The following is a 20224-nucleotide window of genomic DNA, read 5'->3' on the forward strand; positions in this document are numbered from 1 at the left end:
AGTTTACCGATTTTTAAACAGGAGTGGCGCCAATTGCCAACGGGGTTTTCTCCTGAATCGCCCTGCTTTTACGAAAAAGGCCGATCTATTCAGATCGGCCTTTATTACCTTTAATCCTTTTCGGATTAGTGTTGGCATCCGTCAGTCGACGATCAATACCGGCGTAAGAGGCGCAGGCAATACATCGGTGGCGATAACGGTATAGATACTCCCTGCACTCAAGGCTGTTGCCGGAAGATCAATTACCGTATCGGTGGTGCCGGTTACATTTACCTCAAGGTCATAATTGCCGGCGGGCACCGTCAGATAGGATGAGGCAGTAAAATAGGGCACGTTTTCAAGGGGCTGAAGTATCGCACCATTGGCAAGTACATCGACGTTTGGCGCATCGGGGGCTGCATGGATGACTCGAACCTTGACGTCATTGCCTGATGCAGGAGTAGTGTCGTCCGCAAGGCCGCGCAGGGTGAAATCCTGAGCTGCTGTTGCCGGGGTCAGCAATCCGGTGGCCAGTGCACTATAGGATTGGCCTGCTTCGGCTTCCAGGGTGAAAACCTGCCCTGCTACCGGGGTTGTGGTACCCGGTATGGCGACCGCCAGATCATATGTGCCTGCTTGCACCACCAGATAATCGCTGAACTCGGTAAAGGCGAGCTCTACACCCGTGCCCGCGCCGTTAACAAGTACTTCTACCTGGGGCGCATCAGGTGCCAGGTGCACCGCGCGAATTTGCACGCGGTTGTCTTCCAGCGCCACGAAAGCTGGATCGCCCACTAAAGCCACTACCGATGCAGGAGCAATTCCGGAGGGGCGGTCCAGCGCTGCAGCGAAGTAGGAAAGGCCCCCTCCCAGCGTCAGTTCACCGGAGTCATAGGCCACCTCGCTGCTACCTGTCGGGGTGATGCGGATACGATAAGTTCCCTCTGGAATCTCCAGATAGTCGCTGGTATCAGTACCCGGCAGAAAGTTTTGAACCGTGGGCGTAGCGGCCAGGTCGTCGCCGGTATTGGTGTAGACGTCTACCGGACCCACAGCCGGAGCGCCATGCAGTACAAATAGTCGGGTAAAGCCGTCTGCAGGAGTCTGGATCTGGTCGGGGATCACTAGCAGGTCAAGCGGCGTGGCCTGGCTGCCTATGACTCCGTACGCGACCAGGGTAAAGAAATCACCCTCGGTAGGAGTAACCACCGTGCTGAAGACCGGGTCAGAGTCAGCTGCTGCGCCTGCCGCACGGATATCGATTTCCAACGCTGAGGCGGGGAGTGGGATAAATGCAGTCCCTTCACCAAATGGCAGGTTGGGAATGCCTAGATCGCCGTTTACGTAAATATCAACATTGGGTGCGCCAGCCGAGGCGTGTAATACCCTGACTTGTGCGGTGGGGCCTTCGGGTGCGGGTAGATTTGAACTAGGACCGCCACCGCCGCCAAGACAGCCCGACAGGGCCAGGGCCAACGAGGTCATTAGAATAACTAGTAATCTGTTCACCGGGATTTCCTCCATGTTGCTCCCAACCCGGGAGCGGATTTCAGGCTTAAGGCCTGATAGGAATAAATAACAATATCTATACAAAATCCAACGTTAAGTTATACAAAATGCGTATTTCGTACACCTGGTCCCTTTGGTCGAGGACTTCTCTGATGTGCGTTGTGGCGAAACTGATCTAACGGCAATGTTTGGGGCAGGCTCGAAAGGCAGAATTCGGCTACACTAGCGGGCCCGTAAATCGGGGGTGAGAATCACATGAGCCGGGGGTGTTGTGGAGTTTCTGGTCTATCTCGTTCTGGGTGGTTTCGCCGGCGTGCTGGCTGGCCTGTTTGGCGTGGGCGGTGGCATGATTATCGTGCCAGTACTGGTTTACAGTTTTGCCTTGCAAGGATTTTCGCCCGAGGTGTTGACTCACATGGCCGTGGGAACATCGCTGGCTACTATCGCATTTACTTCGATCAATGCGATCCGGGCGCACCATCTCAAGGGCGCCGTGCGTTGGCAGCTGTTTGTCTGGATGACGCTGGGCATTGTCTTCGGCACCGCACTGGGTGCGCTGACAGCATCTATGATTGCGGGGCCGGTATTGCAGAAAATTATCGGCGTCTTCGCAATTTGCGTAGCAGTACAGATGGCGTTCGAGCTCAGGCCCCGGGCTGCTCTGGACGTGCCAGGCAAGCCCGGGCTTACCTTGGCAGGGGGGGTTATTGGCTGGGCGTCGGCTATTTTCGGTATCGGGGGTGGCAGCCTGACGGTACCCTTTCTGGTCTGGCGCAGCGTTCCGATGCAGCAGGCTGTGGCAACCTCTTCGGCCTGCGGTCTACCCATAGCCTTGGCTGGCGCTATCAGCTTTATTCTGACCGGATGGTCCATTGAGCCACGTCCGGATTGGAGCCTGGGTTATGTATATCTGCCGGCAATGGTGGGTATAGCCGCTACCAGCATGTTGTCCGCCGGCTTTGGTGCGAGGCTTGCGCACAAACTTTCACAGCGCCTGCTCAAGCGGTTGTTTGCGCTTTTGCTGCTGTGCGTAGGTATCAATTTTTTAATGTAGGGAATGACCATGCTGGCTTATCCGCAGATCGACCCGGTGGCACTTTCACTGGGCCCGTTACAGATTCATTGGTATGGGTTGATGTACCTGATCGGTATTGGTGGCGCCTGGTGGCTGGCCGGTCGCCGATTGAATTCATTTGATTCAACCTGGACCAGGGAAACCTTGTCAGATCTCGTGTTCTGGGTCGCGCTGGGTGTGATGGCAGGCGGACGAATCGGCTACATTCTATTCTACGATCTGCAATCCTATATTGCAGATCCCTCGCTGATACTGCAGGTATGGAAAGGCGGTATGTCCTTCCATGGCGGTCTGCTTGGTGTCCTAATCGCCGTCTGGTGGTTCGCCCGTCGCACCCGCAAGCGTTTCTTCGAACTGATGGATTTTGTCGCTCCGCTGGTGCCGATCGGCCTGGGTGCCGGTCGAATTGGCAACTTTATCAATGCCGAGCTTTGGGGCAAATCGACGGACGTGCCCTGGGCTATGGTGTTCCCAACCGATCCCCTGCAGTTGGCCCGGCATCCGTCGCAGCTTTATCAGTTCGCGCTGGAGGGTGTGGCTTTGTTCATTATTCTCTGGCTGTATTCAAGCAAGCCGCGCCCCACCATGGCCGTGAGTGGTCTGTTCGGTGTCTGCTATGGCGCCTTCCGGTTCCTCGTCGAATTCGTCCGTGAGCCGGATGCACATATTGGTTATCTGGCGTTTGGCTGGCTGACAATGGGGCAGTTATTGTCGCTGCCAATGATTCTGATCGGCGCTGCGCTCATGGCGTGGGCCTACCGAAACGAGGGAGCCAAGCGTGAAACAGTATCTTGATTTGATGCGCCATGTGCGCGAGAGCGGAACCTTCAAGAGCGACCGCACCGGAACTGGCACTTACAGCGTATTCGGCCACCAGATGCGTTTCGACCTGGCCGAGGGGTTTCCCCTGGTCACTACCAAGAAGTGCCATCTCAAGTCGATTATCCACGAACTGCTATGGTTCCTGCAGGGCGACACCAATATTGCCTACCTGAAGCGCAACGGGGTTTCCATCTGGGACGATTGGGCCGATGAGAATGGCGACCTGGGGCCTGTTTATGGCTACCAGTGGCGCTCCTGGCCTGCGCCCAACGGTGAGTCAATTGACCAGATCAGCAAGCTGTTGGACATGATCGGCAATAACCCGGATTCACGTCGCCTGATTGTCTCAGCCTGGAATCCGGCGCTGGTCGACGAGATGGCGCTACCCCCATGCCATGCGCTATTTCAGTTCTACGTGGCGGACGGAAAGCTGAGTTGCCAGTTGTATCAGCGCTCTGCCGATATTTTTCTGGGCGTACCGTTCAACATTGCCAGTTATGCGCTCCTCACCTTGATGGTTGCTCAGGTATGCAATCTTCAGCCGGGTGATTTCATCTGGACTGGCGGCGATTGCCATTTGTACGCAAACCATCTGGAGCAGACGGATCTGCAATTAACGCGCGAACCCTATCCGCTGCCGACCATGCGTCTTAATCCGCAAGTCACAGATCTGTTCGCGTTCACGGCCGACGATTTCTCCCTGGAGAATTACCAGGCACATCCGCATATCAAGGCCCCGGTGGCAGTATGAGCGACTTTTCAAGTCCACGTATCGCCATGATCGCTGCCATGGGATTGAACCGGGTCATTGGCAGCAATAACAAGTTGCCTTGGCATTTGCCAGAGGATCTGAAGTATTTCCGCAGCGTTACCTGGGGCAAGCCCATCGTGATGGGTCGCAAGACATTTGATTCCCTTGGGCGTCCTTTGCCTGGCCGAACCAATATTGTGGTTACCAACAGCCCAGGTTTGCAGATACCGGGTGCTTCGGTTCAGGGCAGCATTGATGAAGCTATACAGCAGGCAATGCGCCAAGCGGTGCTGGACGGCATGGATGAGGTCATGGTGATTGGTGGCGAAACGGTGTATCGGCAGATGCTGGAGCGAGCTGACCGTTTATATCTGACGCTGGTTGATGCCGAGCCTGAGGGCGATGCCTGGTTTCCACCCGTTAATCGCGATGAATGGACGTTGGCGGATAAACGCGACGTGGCTGGTACCGATAGCTATCCCGCGCATTCCTATCAGGTTCTGGACAGACTCAGGGGCTGACCAATCAAGTCTTCAAGGGGGCGTGGTCGTCCGATCCAGAAGCCCTGGAGAAAGTCGCCGCCCCAATTGGAGAGTTGGTCGGCGCTATGGGCGTCCTCGACGTAGTTGGCGACAACCTGCTTGTCCATCCCACGGGAGAGTGTGACCAGGTTCTTGAGATAGTTGGCGTAGTCGTCATCGTCTTTTAATAGCTGACGAGCGTCCAGCTTGATGCCCTTGATGGGCAGGCGCGCAAGGTATCCCAGGGCGCCGTATTCTTCACCAAAATGATCCAGCCAGAGATCCACTCCGAGCGCTGCCAGCGTCTTGCACAGCGCCTCAGCCTGTCCTGCGTGCTTGAGCAGTGCGTCCTCGCGAAGTTCCAGCTGGACTACACCAGGGCTTATACGATGCTTGCTCAGTAGTTGTCTGAGTTGATCGGCAAAGCGTGGCTGCTTCAGCTCCCGATCGCTGAGATTGATCGAGAGTCGACAGTCAACTCCGGCATCACGCCATTGTTTGACGGCCTCCAGCGCCTGACTGATCACCCAGTGCCCCATGGGCAATATGAGACCGCTGTGCTCTGCCAGACGCAAAAACGCATCCGGAGTTAGCAACCCCAACTGTGGATGTTGCCAACGCAGCAGCGCTTCCCAGGCCACGGTATTCCCGTTACGCGTTTCCACTATCGGTTGATAATGCAAGCGGAACTGGCCCTCCAGTAACCCATGGCGCAGGCCCTGTTCGATGTCCAGATTGTGCTGTGTTTCTCCATCTTCTTCGGGGCTGTAGAAGCGATAACCGTTGCGCCCGCCGGCCTTGGCCCGATAAAGCGCCTGGTCGGCGTGGGAGAGTAGTTCCTGCGCAGTGGTGCCGTGCTGGGGGTGTGTGGCTATACCAACGCTGGCGGAAATGAGCAGGTGATGACCGTTCAGGGTAATGGGCTCGCTCAGCGCATGAATGATCTTGCTCGCAATCAGCGCAGCGTCATTTGCGTCATGCAGGTCGTTGAGCAATGCAACAAACTCATCGCCGCCAATCCGAGCAATCAGATCGACATCGCGCATACTGCGCCGCAAGCGGTTGGCTATGACGGCGAGCAACAGGTCACCGAGACCATGGCCAAAACTGTCGTTGATCTGCTTGAAGTAATCCAGATCGATATACAAGAGCGCGAAGCTGGTATGGCTGCGCTTGCTAAGCAGCAGCAGGCGGTCCAGTTCTTCCTCGAGCATGGCCCGGTTGCCGAGTCCGGTCAGCGGATCCTGTTTGGCCTGGCGCGCAAGCTTGCCACCGCTTTGCCGACGCCAGTCGGCGTGGCGCAGTGCCCGTTGCAGTCCTGGAGAAGTAATGTTGCGCCGCAACAACACTTCATCAGCGCCGTCCCTGATCGCCTGGCTGTCGGTCTCGGGAGAATCATCATCGCGAATCATCAAGGTCAGCGTAGGCTGGGAAACACGCCGAACCTCCTGCAAGAGCGCAAGGTCTTCGGGGATCAGGCAATAGTGGAAGTCGCCAGTGGCGAGCCGGTGGGAGGCCTCTTTGGGGCGGTTGCAGACTTCTATTTCCAGGGGCATGCCGTCGAGCTTGCGGAGAAGCCCGAGCAAATGCTCGCGCTTTTCCGCATCCGCTTCTACCAGCAGTGCTCTGTGTTCGGCTGTGTCCATCTATCTGCGTCCGATCTTCTTTCTGCTTATAGCATTTGGCCATCTATCACTTGATATTAACGCCATCACCCTTTGGCAACTCATTTTCGAGTCGCGAAAGGGTCCTCTGTCCGACAGATGGTAAGACAATCACTCGGACTGTTCGGTTCATTGACGCTTCAAGTTATCGCTGGCGCGCTATGTCAGATCAGTGACGCAGTGCGACTCGCTATTTCCTGTCAATCGTCCAGCATGGCCTTGTCGCGCACCGCACCCTTGTCGGCACTCGTGGCCAGCAGCGCATAGGCTTTCAACGCAGTGGTTATCTTGCGCGGACGCTTCTCTACTGGTTTCCAGCCCTTCTGGTCCTGTTCAATACGGCGGTGGGATAGCTCCTCGTCGCTGACCAGTAGATTGATGCTGCGATTGGGAATATCGATGAGCACTTTGTCGCCATCGCGCACCAGACCAATGGCGCCGCCAGCGGCAGCTTCGGGGGAGGCATGGCCGATTGACAGGCCCGAGGTGCCGCCGGAAAAGCGGCCGTCGGTCAGCAGCGCACAGTCCTTGCCCAATCCTTTGGATTTCAGATAGCTGGTGGGGTAGAGCATCTCCTGCATGCCAGGGCCACCCTTGGGACCTTCGTAGCGAATAATCACGATATCGCCGGGTTTTACCTCGTCGGCGAGAATGCCTTTCACCGCGCTGTCCTGGCTTTCGAAGATTTTTGCGTTACCTTCGAACACATGGATAGACTCATCTACACCCGCGGTCTTGACCACGCAGCCATCCAGAGCGATGTTGCCGTACAGCACAGCCAGGCCGCCTTCCTGTGAATACGCATGCTCGACGCTACGAATGCAGCCGCCTTCGCGGTCCAGGTCCAGCGTGTCGTAGCGGGTAGACTGGCTGAAAGCCGTCTGGGTCGGTATGCCGGCCGGGCCGGCGCGGAAAAAGGTATGCACTGCCTCGTCATCGGTAACGGTGATATCCCATTTGGCGATAGCCTCTTCCATGCTGGCGCTATGCACCGTAGGTACCTGGGTATGCAGCAGCCCACCGCGCGCCAGGGAGCCGAGGATACTGAAAATGCCGCCGGCACGGTGTACGTCTTCCATATGGTACTTCTGGATGTTCGGCGCGACCTTGCACAGTTGCGGTACCTTGCGCGACAGGCGATCGATATCGCGCAGATCGAACTCGATCTCGCCTTCCTGGGCAATGGCCAGCAGGTGCAAAATGGTATTGGTCGAGCCGCCCATGGCAATATCCAGGGTCATCGCGTTCTCGAAGGCCTCGAAACTGGCGATGCTGCGGGGCAGCACGCTCTCGTCATTCTCCTCGTAGTAACGCTTGCACAACTCGACGATGGTGCGCCCGGCGCGCAAAAACAGCTGCTCGCGGTCGCTGTGGGTTGCCAGTGTGGAGCCGTTGCCGGGCAAGGCGAGGCCCAGGGCCTCGGCCAGGCAGTTCATCGAGTTGGCAGTGAACATGCCTGAACAGGAGCCACATGTAGGGCAAGCGCTGCGCTCGTACTCGGCAACCTTTTCATCGCTGGCAGTTTCATCCGCGGCAATGACCATGGCGTCGACCAGGTCCAGACCGTGGCTGGCCAGCTTGGTCTTGCCGGCTTCCATCGGACCACCGGAAACGAATATCACCGGAACGTTGAGACGCAAAGCAGCCATCAGCATGCCGGGTGTGATCTTGTCGCAGTTGGAGATACAGACGATGGCATCGGCGCAGTGCGCGTTGACCATGTACTCCACCGAGTCGGCGATAATTTCGCGCGAGGGCAGGGAATAGAGCATGCCGTCATGCCCCATCGCGATACCGTCATCCACCGCGATGGTGTTGAATTCCTTGGCTACGCCACCGGCTTTTTCTATCTCACGGGCAACCAGCTGACCCATGTCCTTGAGGTGGACGTGGCCGGGGACGAACTGGGTAAAGGAGTTGGCTACCGCGATGATCGGCTTCTTGAAGTCTTCATCCTTCATGCCGGTGGCACGCCAAAGGGCACGTGCTCCAGCCATGTTGCGACCGAAGGTTGAGGTTTTCGAACGGTAATCGGGCATGACGGCAATCTCATTGGTTTGGCAATCGCGCAAGCATACCAATTTGACGCCATGAGTGCAGCCAGCGCCAGGTTTGGACGGAAACTTGGTGGCGTTATCAAGCAAGAGTTTTAGTGCTCCTTAATGCCTGTCAAGACGTCCTGACTGCCCGCATACTGTCGCTGACTGTCTGAATCAAGAGAGAGCGACCATGTGCGAATTGCTGGGTATGAGCGCCAACACACCTACGGATATCTGTTTCAGCTTTTCCGGGCTGATGCAGCGTGGTGGGCGCACTGGGCCACATTGTGATGGCTGGGGTGTGGCCTTTTACGAAGGCGGCGGTGTGCGCTGCTTTCATGATCCGCAGCCCTGCCACAGCTCCGCCATTGCCCAGTTGATCGAAAGCTACCCGATCAAGTCAGAGAACGTTATATGCCATATTCGTCAGGCCAATGTCGGTCACGTGACGCTGGCTAATACCCATCCCTTTACGCGCGAGCTTTGGGGCCAGTATTGGACCTTTGCGCATAACGGCCAGATGCACGCGTTCGTACCCGGTCACGGTCCTTTTCAGCCAGTTGGCACAACCGATAGCGAAGCTGTTTTCTGTGATCTGCTCAACCGTTTGCGCACGGAGTATGACCAGCAGCCTCCGCTGGAAGAACTCATGGCCTGCATGACCGCGGCCTGCGCCGAGTATGTCGGGCAGGGGGTCTGCAATCTGTTGATCAGCAATGGCGAGTGGCTGTTCACCCTGTGCACCACCAAGCTGGCCTGGATCACTCGGCGAGCACCCTTTGGTCCTGCGCAACTGAGCGACGTTGAACTGGCGGTGGATTTCCAGGAACACACCACGCCGAATGACTTGGTGACGGTCATCGCCACCGAGCCGCTTACCAGCAATGAATCCTGGCACACCTATGTTCCAGGCGAGTGGCGCCTGTGGCAGGGCGGGGAGATCGTATCGCAGGGCAGTGTGCCCTTGCCTGTTCAATCAGGTGGTCTTCCCAGGTCGTAGCAAGCAAAGTGTCTGGACGTTTTATGCCATCGACTGGACCCTGCTTAGCTATCTGGCTTCTGCAAATAGAGATTAGATTGACGCGCTCACTACAGTTATCGAGTTGTCTTCGAACACATCAATAAAAGCTGATTTAAAGCGCCTTTTCGAACACCTTCGAATTGCGCTGGAAGTTGTACAGCGAAGCCCGTTTTGCCGGCAGACGTTCAACCGAGCTGGGCACGAAGCCGCGCTCGCGGAACCAGTGGGCTGTGCGCGTTGTAAGCACAAACAGGGTATCGATTTTCAATGCCCGGGCCTGGGACTCAAGGTGCTCAAGCAACTGGTCACCCCGGCCGCCGTGGCGGTAGTTGGGATCGATCGCCACACAGGCGAGCTCCGCTGCGCTGGAGTCTTCCAGTGGATACAGCGCGGCGCAGCCGATGATCATGCCGTCGCGCTCGACCAGGGTGAACTGGCCGATCTCGGTTTCCAGAATCTCCCGCGAGCGGCGTACCAGAATGCCGGCCTCTTCCAAAGGACGCAGTAGCTCGAGCAGGCCGCCGACATCTTCAATTGTTGCGGTGCGAACTACCTCGAAAGCTTCCTGGGTAACCAGGGTGCCACCGCCATCGCGCGTGAAGAGCTCGGTCAGCAGCGCGCCGTCATCACTGAAGCTGACAATGTGGGCCCGTCTGACGCCTTTGTTACATGCCTTGCAGGCGGCAGCAAGCAGCGAGCCGGGTAGGCTGTTACCCAGCGCATTCAGAAGGGGTTGTGCGCGGGTTGGCTTGAGTTCGCGCAGCAGCTCACCTTCGGTGTTGATGATGCCCTGATCGGGTCCGAACAAAATCAGTTTGTCGGCTTCAAGGGCGCTGGCTGTGCTGGTGGCAACATCTTCGCAGGCCAGATTGAATACTTCGCCGGTAGGGGAGTAACCGATCGATGACAGCAACACTATGGCACTCTCATCAAGATGCCGACTGATCGCCTTGCGATCGATTCGGCGGACTTCGCCCGTGTGGTGAAAGTCCACCCCGTCGACCACGCCAATGGGTTTGGCCGTGACAAAATTGCCGCTGACCACCCGGAGTCTTGAGCCCTGGCCAGACGCAGAGGGTGCTGAACAGAGCTGAGCCTCTATTGCGATCCGCAGGCTGCCTACCGCATCCATGACACACGTTAGAGTGTCATTGTCAGTGATGCGTAGGTCATTGTGGTATCTGGAAGAGATGCCCCTGGCGTTTTGCCGCTCCTCGATCTGTGGACGTGAGCCATGCACCAGAACGAGCCTGACACCGAGACTGTTGAGCAGGATAATATCGTGCACGATATTGCCGAAATTGGGGTGCGCAAGGGCCTCACCCGGTAACAGCACGACGAAGGTGCAGTCACGGTGGGTGTTGATGTAAGGCGTCGAGCGGCGGAACCAATTGACGTAGTCGAGCATGTTTGGACGGTCCGAGCAAAAGAGCAGTTTAGGGACATTGATAGATCCGCTTCAAGCGCTGATTGCGCACAAACGGGCTGATAGCTATGACCGCGGCGCTTATTGAAGGCAAGATAGCCGTTAACCATGCAGCAAAAGAGAGTGTGATGTGAGCGCAAAAGATCAGGATTTCAGAATTGTAGATACGCCAGATGCTGCCGTTGACCGCTTGGCTCTGCTCTACGGGCAGGCTACTGGCGCGCTGAGGACAGCGCTGAATGCTTATTTGCGTGACCGTAGCAAGCCCAGTGAAGACCAGTTAAGGCAGTATCGCTATCCCCAATTGCGCGTGACCTATGAGTCCCAGGGTGAGGCTGCCGCGACCGTGCGAGCTTATGCCAAGGTCCAGGAGCCGGGAATCTACAGCATCACCGTCACGCATCCCGAGGACTTTCGCCGCTATCTTCTGGAGCAACTGGGTCCATTGATGCGTGATTTCACGCTGCAGGTCGAGGTCGGCATCAGCGACCAGGCGATTCCCTATCCCTATGTGTTGGAATATGCAGACCTCGCCGCATCCGGTGTAACGCCCAACGAGCTCGCACGGTTTTTCTCCAGCACTGATCTTTCGACGGTGACTGACAGCACGGCAGATGGACTTTATGACTGGGAGGATGCTTCGCAGTTGCCCCTGGCCCTTTTCGATGCGGCTCGCGTGGATTTCTCCCTGCGACGCCTGGTGCACTATACCGGCAGTGACTGGCGGCACGTGCAGCCATGGATACTGCTTACCAACTACCATCGCTACGTGGATCAGTTCATCCGTCACGGTCTGGATATGCTGGCGCAGGATTCGCGCTACCAGCGCATGGTCCTGCCCGGCAATGTGGTGGTCGAACGAGGTATGTCCGAGGAGCAGGCTCAAGCGCTGGTATCGGGCGTTGTGTGGCACCGCTACCAAATGCCGGCTTATCACCTGCAGACTGAAGAGGGCGACGGAATTACCCTGGTCAATATCGGGGTGGGGCCCTCCAATGCGAAAAACATCACAGATCACCTGGCAGTACTGCGGCCGCACTGCTGGCTGATGATCGGGCACTGCGGCGGGCTGCGCCAGTCGCAGACCATTGGTGATTACGTGCTGGCCCACGCCTACATGCGTCGCGACGGGATTCTGGATCGCGTACTACCGCCGAACATACCCTTGCCGGCGCTGGCGGAAGTGCAGCTGGCGCTGCAGGAAGCTGCAGCGCAGATTACCGGCGACCGGGGCGATGATCTTAAAAGGCGGCTGCGGACCGGGACAGTGTTGACCTATGACGATCGCAACTGGGAGCTGCGTTGGGCCCAGGAGCGTCCGCTGATCAATCAGGCGCGCGCCATTGCAGTCGATATGGAAAGCGGCACTATTGCCGCCCAGGGATATCGTTTGCGGGTGCCCTACGGAACGCTGCTCTGCGTCTCGGACAAGCCGCTGCACAGCGAGCTCAAGTTGCCTGGAGCCGCGGGCGCCTTTTACGAGCGTGCGGTAACCCAGCATCTGCATATCGGTATAGCAGCAGTGGATCTGCTGCGCAGCCAGTTGAATGCGTTGCACTCGCGCAAGCTGCGCAGTTTCGACGAGCCGCCGTTCCGCTAGATTCTGGCGCGGCTCAGGTCAGGCAGAACCGTTCGATCAGGCCGCGCAGAACCTTGACGGTCGGGTCGATTCGGTCCATCTCCAGATATTCATCCGGCTGGTGGGCCTGGTCGATGTCGCCCGGCCCCAGTATCAGCGTCTGCATGCCCAGGCGATTCAGGTAGGGGCCCTCAGTGGCAAAGGCCACGCTTTCGGCGGTATATCCGGTGAGCTGTTCACAGGCCTTTACTATTTCCGCGTCGGCGGCTGTCTCGAATGGCGGCACGCCGGGAAAGAGCGGGTTGTAGGTGATATCCACCTGCTGTTCGGCGGCTATGATCTTCAACTGCTCGCGTATTTCTGCTCGTAACCCATCCGGGTCCATGCCGGGCAGGGGGCGAATATCAAACTCCAGTGCGCATTTGCCACAGATGCGGTTGGGGTTGTCGCCACCATGGATGCAGCCCAGGTTCATCGTCGGTACAGGCACGCCGAACAGCGGGTCATTCCAACGCTTTTGCCACTGCTGGCGCATGGTCAGTAGATCGCCGATTACCCGGTGCATGACTTCCATCGCATTGTTGCCCAGCGAAGGATCGGAGGAGTGCCCGGACTGTCCCATGATGTCTATGCGTTCCATCATGATGCCCTTGTGCACCCTGACTGGCTTGAGTCCTGTTGGCTCTCCGATGACCGCATGTCGGGCGTTGGACAGGTCGCTTGCTGCCAGCGCCTGGGCGCCGCTCATCGAGCTTTCCTCGTCAGCGGTAGCGAGAATGATCAAGGGATGCTTGAACTGGCGGTCGGTGTATTCCTTGAGTGCCTCTATGACCAGCGCAAAGAAGCTTTTCATGTCGCAACTGCCCAATCCGTACCAGCGACCATTGGCCTCAGTCAGCTTGAACGGATCGTGCTGCCACAGTTCCGGGTCACAGGGTACGGTATCGGTATGGCCTGCCAGCACCAGTCCGCCAGGGCCCGACCCCAGGGTGGCGATCAGATTGGCCTTGCCAGGCTCGTCGGGTACTGGCTGAATCCGACAATTGAACCCCAGGTCCTCTAGCCATGCAGCGAGCAGGTGAACCACGTCGAGGTTGGACTGATCGAGTTCAGGCTGACTGCAACTGATCGATTGGGTCTGGAGCAGGGCGTCGAACTGTGCCCTTAGAGAGGGGATAGCCATAGAAACTCCTGGCGGTCTGAGCTGACAATTTCAGCCAGCTTAGCCCGCCAGGGTTTCAGCGTCAGCCGAAAATACCGCTGAGGATAAAGAAAAACACAATTGAGAGTGCCGCGCCGGCGGGCAGCGTGATTACCCAGGAACTGAAGATGGTGCCAATCACACGCAGGTTCAGAGCTCCGATGCCGCGGGCCATCCCGACCCCCAGCACGGCCCCGACGAGGGTGTGGGTGGTGGAAATCGGCAAGCCGATGGCTGAAGCCGAGACCACGGTAGTGGCGGTTGCCAGCTCGGCGGCAAAACCGCGGCTTGGCGTCAGCTCGGTAATATGTCGACCGATGGTGGCGATAACGCGGTAACCGTAGGTAGCAAGACCAATAACAATGCCGACGCCACCCAATAACAATACCCAGCCCGGAACGACGGAGCGTGCGGCGACTTCGCCGCCGTGTTGCAGTACGCCGACGATTGCGGCCAATGGCCCCACAGCGTTCGCCACATCATTGGAGCCGTGGGCGAAGGCCATGGCACAGGCGGTGAAGATCATCAGTACTGCAAAAACCTTTTCTACGCTGGCGTAGTGGAAGTCCTTGTCAGCGGCTGGATCGGCCTTGATGCGGGTCAGCAACATCATGCCCAGCAGCATCACCAGTACACCTATGACTACCGCCAGAATGAAGCCCTGTAAGTTGCTGATGTCCAGGCCAACGTGCTTCAGACCTTTGGTCAGGGTCATCAGCGTGACCACGAAACCCACCGCAAACATATACAGCGGCACGTAACGTTTGGCGTTGATAAACGGGTCATCGGTGTTGAGGATCAGTTTGTGCACGCTCATGAAGATCATGAACGCAACGATCCCAGAGAGCAGTGGCGAAATGACCCAGCTGGCTACGATGGGCACCACACCGCCCCAGTTCACCGCCTCCATCGAGACGCCGACGGCACCAAAGCCGATAACCGCACCGATAATCGAGTGGGTGGTAGAGACTGGCCAGCCCTTGATCGAGGCAATCAGCAGCCAGGTGCCGGCTGCCAGCAGCGATGCCATCATGCCGAAAATCATTTGCTCGCCACTGATCAGCTCAGAGTCGAGAATGCCGCTGCGGATCGTCTGGGTAACCGAGCCGCCAGCCAGATAGGCGCCAAGAAACTCGAAGACGATAGCGATCATGATCGCTTGCTTGATGGTCAGCGCGCGGGATCCCACCGAGGTGCCCATGGCGTTGGCGACATCGTTGGCGCCGATGCCCCAAGCCATGAAGAAACCAAAAAGACAGGCCAATATCAGCAGGATGGTGCCGTATTCTGCAATCAGGGTCATGTTGGAAGTACTCTGTTTGGGTGCATGTCGAGACTGACCGCTAGCGGGCCATCAGTTGTTCCAGGCGGTTGCCTACGCGCTGGGCCCGGTCCGCAACATCACCGATCCACTCGATGATCTGGTACAGGAACATCACGTTCACGGGTGGTAAGTCGCGCTCCAGCTTGAACAGGTCTGCGCGCAGCTTGATCTGTAACGTGTCGGTGTCGTGCTCAATGCGATCAAGTTCTTCGATCAGATTTTCCACCAGGGTGACTTCCCGGCCGGCGAATCCGGTTTCAAGCAGCTCGTCCAGCTCATTCATGGCCTTGAGAGCCTGGGCGACGGCATCCACCGAGCGTTGCGTGAAAGCCTGGAATGCCGGACGAATGGGGGTCGGGATATCCATCTGGCGGCCTAGCATCAGGCCGGCTATATCCTTGGCACGATTGGCTACTTTGTCCTGTACACTGAGCAATTCCAGCAGATCAGACCGTGGCACAGGCAGAAAAAGGCTCTTGGGCAGGTGTACTCGAACATCCTTCTTCAATTTATCCGCGTCGCGTTCTAGCTGGGAAATGTGCTGTTGCAGGCGTTCGGCTTCGGTCCAGTCATTAGCTACCACGGCTTCCATGAACGGCACCAACTGAGCTGCACATTCGTGGGCCTTGGCCATATGCTGCTGCATCGGACCAATGGGTGAGCGGCCAAACAGGCTGAGGAAAGGATTGCTGGGCATGAGGCCTCCGGGATGTATTTGCCGCGAGATTATAGTTGCTGAGCAGTTCGTCGTCACCAAAGCGTCACGATATCGTCATTAAATAGACATATATGGCCGGACCCGCGCACTACGCCTGTTATCAGCCAAGGGCGTTGCGACCGGCGTCAGCGCCACAAAATTTCCGATACTGGGCCGCGTTCTGTCCAGTGTGCTTGTTGAACACAATCGAGATCATGAGACACCCGATGGCCAAAGAAACCGAAATCAAGTTGCGCACAACGCCTGAAACCCTCGAAGCGTTGCGCACACACCCGCTGCTTGAAGCGCGGCGCCAGGGCGAGTGGCAATCAGGGCCGCTGCTTAATCAATATTTTGACAGCCCTGAGCGGGATCTCGCCGGGGCGAAAGTTGCCCTGCGCATGCGTCGCGATGGAGATCGTTTCATCCAGACACTCAAGAGCCGGGGACAGAGCGTGTCCGGCCTGTCCGAGCGCAATGAATGGGACTGGTACCCAGATAAACCGGAGCTTGATGTGGGCCTGCTGGATGACAGCTGCTGGCCACAGGCGCTTGCCGAGCTGGACAAGAGTCTTCTGCAGCCAATCTTCACCACCGATTTTCAGCGCACCAAGGTGTTATTGCGTTGGGAGCGTGAGTCGGCGCAGGGGCTGGAAACCGTAGAGGTGGAAGCAGCTCTGGATACGGGCAAGGTAGTGGCGCATGAACGCGAAGAAATCATCTGCGAGCTGGAGCTTGAAGTTCGCCAGGGCCCGGCCGTAGCGGTTCTTGAGCTGGCTCTGGAGCTTGCTGCAGATCTGCCCTTGATGCCGTGCGACATCAGCAAGGCCGAACGGGGTTACCGATTGTTCGATCAATCCAGCTATGACCTGCGTCTGCAGCCTCCAGAGTGGACCGCTGAGTCGACCGTCGATGAGGTCATAGCCGGCTCGACTCGTCAGTTGCTGGGGCAAAGCCAGCGCCTGGCTGAGCAATATCGTTTTTCCCAGCAATGGCGGTTGTTTCGCGATATGACCACACATTTGGCGGCGTTGCGTGCCTCTTTCGGGGTCTTTGATCTGGCACTACCCAAATCGAGTGCCCAGCAGTTTACCCGGCCGCTCGATGCCCTGCTTGATCGTTTTCGTCCACTGGTCCTGGCTGGTTGGGCCGATGATGAAAATGGGCGTACTGCCCGTGACCAAGCTCCGGCGGTATTTGCCGAGGCTGCGGATATGCTCACCTGGGGGCAGCTGTTCATCGGTTTGGCATTGTGGCTGGAGCAATCAGCGTGGCAGCATAATCGGCCCCCCAAGGGTGACCGTATCGGGGTGCTGGCCTTGCCTCGCTGGCTGCTCGCGGCCGTAGCCAAGGAAATCCAAGAGCTGAAGGTGCCGCACCATAACGATCCGGATGCCGCAGTGAGTCAGTGGATGGATCAGCAGCCGCGGTTGGGCCGCTTGTACTATCTTTTGTCCCAGTTCCGCCAGTTTCTGCCGGTTCCTGAGCCCGACCGTCTGTTTGGCGAGCTGAACAAGTTGCAGGCGCTGCTTGAGCAGTATCCGTCTATCGACGATGAGCAGAAACCCTTGTTGCTGGATGCACTGCGCAAGCAGGGTCAGCGATTGCGCAAGCTCAACGCCTGGCGCGAGCTGAATACCTGAGCACAATGCAATCTGGCGAAATGGAGGATGCGTGGAGACATTGAAGCAACTGGCGATACCCGGCAGTGATCGTCCGCTGGATCTGGGCGACATTCTGAATGTGCTGGTTGCACAGGGTCGTCTGAATATGGAAACCGCGGAGCAGCTGAGCATGTTGCGCCGCGCGGCCACCGGAGAAACCGCCAAACTTCACCCTCTGGAGTTTATTGCCGGGCAGGCACCTGCGGATCTGTCGCGCCCAGGCAAGATACTGGATCTGGAAACACTATCGCGTTGGCTAGCCGATGAGGCAGAGCAGCCCTTTTATCGTATTGATCCCCTGAAAATCAATGTGGCAGCGGTTACCCCGCTGATGTCCTTCGCCTTCGCCCAGCGCCATCGCATACTCGCGCTGGAGGTTAACGAGCGAGAAGTGCTGATCGCCAGCGCCCAACCCTTTGTCAGCAGTTGGGAAACCAATCTGGTGCATGTGCTCAAACGTGAAATTCGTCGGGTGGTGGCCAGCCCGGCAGATATTCAGCGCTATTCAGTGGAGTTCTTCCGGTTGGCACGCTCGGTTACCGGCGCCAACGCAACGGATCAGAAAAGCAGTGCCATCGGCAACTTCGAACAGTTGCTCAGCCTGGGCAGTATGAGCCAGGAGCCTGACGCCAATGATGCCCACGTGGTCAATATCGTCGACTGGTTGTTCCAGTACGCTTTCGAGCAGCGCGCCAGTGATATTCATATCGAGCCCCGGCGAGAAGCGGGCAGTGTGCGACTGCGGATCGACGGCGTATTGCACACCGTATATCAGTTCCCGCTGCAGGTTTCGGTTGCGGTAGTCAGCCGCTTGAAAACCCTGGGGCGCATGAATGTGGCTGAGAAGCGCAAGCCACAGGATGGCCGGATAAAGACCAAGTCGCCCCAGGGAAATGAGATAGAACTGCGCCTGTCGACCTTGCCCACAGCCTTCGGGGAGAAGATGGTGATGCGCATCTTTGATCCTGATGTTCTGCTTCGCAGTTTCGATCAGTTGGGGTTTTCTTCGGAGGATCAACGGCGCTGGCAGGCAATGGTTGGGCAGCCCAACGGCATCGTGCTGGTTACCGGGCCCACCGGGTCGGGCAAGACGACCACGCTTTATACGACTCTCAAGCAACTGGCCACCCCTGAAGTGAACGTATGCACCATTGAAGACCCGATCGAAATGGTCGAGGACAGCTTCAATCAGATGCAGGTGCAGCACAACATAGATCTGGACTTTGCGGGTGGGGTGCGCGCCCTGATGCGTCAGGATCCGGATATCATCATGGTGGGGGAGATCCGCGACCTTGAGACGGCGGAAATGGCCATTCAGGCGGCGCTTACCGGCCACTTGGTGCTCTCGACCCTGCACACCAACGATGCGCCCAGCTCGATCAGTCGTTTGATCGAGCTGGGCGTGCCAGCCTATCTGATCAAGGCAACGGTCCTGGGCGTCATGGCGCAGCGTCTGGTGCGTACCCTGTGCCCCCACTGCAAGGCGCCAGCCGAGGTGGATGCTGACGCCTGGGTTGAGTTGACCCGCCCGTGGAATGCGCCGCTGCCTACCCGCGCCCACCGACCGGTGGGCTGCGTGGAGTGTCGAGAGACCGGCTACCGCGGGCGCGCAGGGGTATACGAGTTGATGACTCTGAGCGATCCGCTCAAGCCTCTGGTGCAATCGGATATCGACCTGAACGCCTTGCGCAGACAGGCGTACAAGGAAGGTATGCACAGCCTCCGGTTGTCGGGTGCGCAGAAGGTTGCGGCCGGAGAAACCACTATTGAAGAAGTGCTGCGAGTGACGCCCAGCAGCCAGCAGGCCTGAGCTCCTCGCCGCACTGCCGCAGAGCGCGTAGAATTCCGCGCTCTGATTTTTATGGAATCCGCTAGATGAATTACCGCCACAGTTACCATGCCGGAAACCATGCCGATGTCTTCAAGCATGCAGTGCTCCTGCGCATGTCTCAGCTTATGCAGCGCAAGGAAGCGCCCTATTGTTATCTCGATAGCCATGCGGGCACCGCGCTTTACGATCTGCAGGGCGATGCATCCGGCAAGACCGGTGAGTATCTCGACGGCATAGCGCGGCTTTGGGATCGAAAGGATCTGCCGCTCTTGCTGCAGGGCTATGTAAACAGTGTCGTGGCACAAAACCCGGACGCGCAGCTGCGTTACTACCCTGGGTCTCCGCAATTGATTGCGGGCGGACTGCGCGAGCAGGATCGAATGATTCTAAGCGAGCTGCATCCAGTAGATGCCGCAACCCTGCGTGAGCATTTTGTTGGCGATCACCGTGTTGCGGTTCACCAGCGCGATGGGTACGAGCTGGCCAAGGCATTTTTGCCAGTTGCCGAAAAACGCGCGCTCTGGCTGCTGGATCCCCCTTTCGAGCGGGGTGATGATTTTGATCGTTGTCTCGCGTCCATTCAGGTTGGGGTCCAGCGGATGCGCCAGACGGTTATCGCATTCTGGTATCCAATCAAGGATGAGCGCTTGTTACGTGAATTCTATCGGCAGATTGCAGGCGCCGGCTTACCCAAAGTATTGAGAGTAGAGCTGACGGTGCGGCCGGCCGATACTTCCCTGGGTCTCAATGGCTCTGGTCTCATGTTGATCAACCCGCCATGGCCGCTCTGGGAAGAGCTGGAAGAGGCCTTACCCTGGCTCGCCAGCCAATTGGCGCAATCGGGCAGTGGCGGCTGGCGCCTGGACTGGCTGGCAGGTGAGCCGTGACGGCTTAAAATTCGTTTTGTATGGGTGGCCGGGGAGGCCCGAAACTGGCAATAACCGCTCAGTCGGCTAGTCTTGTCCCTTAGTTGTGGCGCCACCCGACCTTCCGTATCGGGCCGCTGCGCACCAAGGAGCGTAATCTGCCGTGGAACGTATCGCCATTGGCAGTGTCAAAAATTGTGTCCGGCTCACAAGGCCGGACGATTACGTTTCAGGATCTCAACTTTAAGGAGCTCG

16 protein-coding genes are annotated in these 20224 nt (G+C 57.7%); 9 read left to right on the top strand and 7 right to left on the bottom strand.

All coding sequences use genetic code 11. From position 1 onward, the window contains the following. Positions 1–141 precede the first annotated feature (141 nt). On the bottom strand, positions 142–1488 hold the full coding sequence (locus tag AAC076_RS00860) for a DUF4397 domain-containing protein (protein WP_339842448.1): 1347 nt from the start codon (positions 1486–1488) through the stop codon (positions 142–144). Between the two features lie 271 nt (positions 1489–1759). Here AAC076_RS00860 and AAC076_RS00865 point away from each other — a divergent pair, with 271 nt between their 5' ends. The 4 genes from AAC076_RS00865 to AAC076_RS00880 are packed head-to-tail and all read left to right on the top strand — an operon-like array spanning position 1760 to position 4657. After that, the gene (locus AAC076_RS00865) at positions 1760–2542 is read left to right on the top strand and encodes a sulfite exporter TauE/SafE family protein (protein WP_339842450.1); all 783 of its coding nucleotides are present in this window, start codon (positions 1760–1762) and stop codon (positions 2540–2542) included. 9 nt (positions 2543–2551) lie between these two features. Next, complete coding sequence (gene lgt, locus AAC076_RS00870) at positions 2552–3358, top strand: prolipoprotein diacylglyceryl transferase (protein ID WP_339842451.1); 807 nt, start codon at positions 2552–2554, stop codon at positions 3356–3358. After that, a complete protein-coding gene (locus AAC076_RS00875) occupies positions 3342–4136 on the top strand; it encodes a thymidylate synthase (RefSeq protein ID WP_339842452.1) in 795 nt (264 codons plus the stop codon). The genes lgt and AAC076_RS00875 overlap by 17 nt, the downstream gene beginning before the upstream one ends. Beyond that, positions 4133–4657: a dihydrofolate reductase gene (locus AAC076_RS00880; protein WP_339842453.1), complete on the top strand. Its 525-nt coding sequence runs from the start codon at positions 4133–4135 to the stop codon at positions 4655–4657. The genes AAC076_RS00875 and AAC076_RS00880 overlap by 4 nt, the downstream gene beginning before the upstream one ends. On the opposite strand, the gene AAC076_RS00885 is transcribed toward AAC076_RS00880, so the two are convergent. Both AAC076_RS00885 and ilvD read right to left on the bottom strand, forming a co-directional pair. Beyond that, positions 4630–6303 carry an EAL domain-containing protein gene (locus tag AAC076_RS00885; protein ID WP_339842454.1) on the bottom strand — a complete coding sequence of 558 codons (1674 nt, stop codon included), beginning with the start codon at positions 6301–6303 and terminating at the stop codon, positions 4630–4632. The two genes, AAC076_RS00880 and AAC076_RS00885, sit on opposite strands and share 28 nt — an antisense overlap. 218 nt (positions 6304–6521) lie before the next feature. Continuing rightward, on the bottom strand, positions 6522–8360 hold the full coding sequence (ilvD, locus tag AAC076_RS00890) for a dihydroxy-acid dehydratase (protein ID WP_339842455.1): 1839 nt from the start codon (positions 8358–8360) through the stop codon (positions 6522–6524). Between the two features lie 190 nt (positions 8361–8550). Here ilvD and AAC076_RS00895 point away from each other — a divergent pair, with 190 nt between their 5' ends. Further along, positions 8551–9360, top strand: a complete 810-nt coding sequence (locus tag AAC076_RS00895) for a class II glutamine amidotransferase (RefSeq protein WP_339842456.1) — start codon at positions 8551–8553, stop codon at positions 9358–9360. Positions 9361–9493: 133 nt separating this feature from the next. Here AAC076_RS00895 and argA read toward each other — a convergent pair whose 3' ends face one another. Continuing rightward, positions 9494–10789: an amino-acid N-acetyltransferase gene (gene argA / locus AAC076_RS00900; protein WP_339842457.1), complete on the bottom strand. Its 1296-nt coding sequence runs from the start codon at positions 10787–10789 to the stop codon at positions 9494–9496. Positions 10790–10937: 148 nt separating this feature from the next. On the opposite strand from argA, the gene amn reads away from it, so the two are divergent. After that, the gene (gene amn / locus AAC076_RS00905) at positions 10938–12407 is read left to right on the top strand and encodes an AMP nucleosidase (protein WP_339842458.1); all 1470 of its coding nucleotides are present in this window, start codon (positions 10938–10940) and stop codon (positions 12405–12407) included. A 13-nt stretch (positions 12408–12420) separates the two neighbouring features. On the opposite strand, the gene argE is transcribed toward amn, so the two are convergent. The 3 genes from argE to AAC076_RS00920 all read right to left on the bottom strand — a co-directional run bounded on the left by argE (position 12421) and on the right by AAC076_RS00920 (position 15608). Beyond that, positions 12421–13569 (bottom strand): acetylornithine deacetylase, encoded by a 1149-nt coding sequence (argE, locus tag AAC076_RS00910; RefSeq protein ID WP_339842459.1) that lies wholly within the window; start codon positions 13567–13569, stop codon positions 12421–12423. A gap of 61 nt (positions 13570–13630) precedes the next feature. Next, positions 13631–14890, bottom strand: a complete 1260-nt coding sequence (locus tag AAC076_RS00915) for an inorganic phosphate transporter (protein ID WP_339842460.1) — start codon at positions 14888–14890, stop codon at positions 13631–13633. A 40-nt stretch (positions 14891–14930) separates the two neighbouring features. Then, positions 14931–15608 carry a TIGR00153 family protein gene (locus AAC076_RS00920; RefSeq protein WP_339842461.1) on the bottom strand — a complete coding sequence of 226 codons (678 nt, stop codon included), beginning with the start codon at positions 15606–15608 and terminating at the stop codon, positions 14931–14933. 227 nt (positions 15609–15835) lie between these two features. On the opposite strand from AAC076_RS00920, the gene AAC076_RS00925 reads away from it, so the two are divergent. The 3 genes from AAC076_RS00925 to rlmJ all read left to right on the top strand — a co-directional run bounded on the left by AAC076_RS00925 (position 15836) and on the right by rlmJ (position 19990). Further along, positions 15836–17251: a CYTH domain-containing protein gene (locus tag AAC076_RS00925; protein ID WP_339842462.1), complete on the top strand. Its 1416-nt coding sequence runs from the start codon at positions 15836–15838 to the stop codon at positions 17249–17251. Between the two features lie 40 nt (positions 17252–17291). Then, positions 17292–19082, top strand: coding sequence for a GspE/PulE family protein (locus tag AAC076_RS00930; RefSeq protein WP_339842490.1), 1791 nt, complete (start codon positions 17292–17294; stop codon positions 19080–19082). A 65-nt stretch (positions 19083–19147) separates the two neighbouring features. Continuing rightward, positions 19148–19990 carry a 23S rRNA (adenine(2030)-N(6))-methyltransferase RlmJ gene (rlmJ, locus tag AAC076_RS00935; protein ID WP_339842463.1) on the top strand — a complete coding sequence of 281 codons (843 nt, stop codon included), beginning with the start codon at positions 19148–19150 and terminating at the stop codon, positions 19988–19990. Positions 19991–20224 lie beyond the last annotated feature (234 nt).

This window comes from uncultured Halopseudomonas sp., assembly GCF_963977355.1.
GTDB lineage: Bacteria > Pseudomonadota > Gammaproteobacteria > Pseudomonadales > Pseudomonadaceae > Halopseudomonas.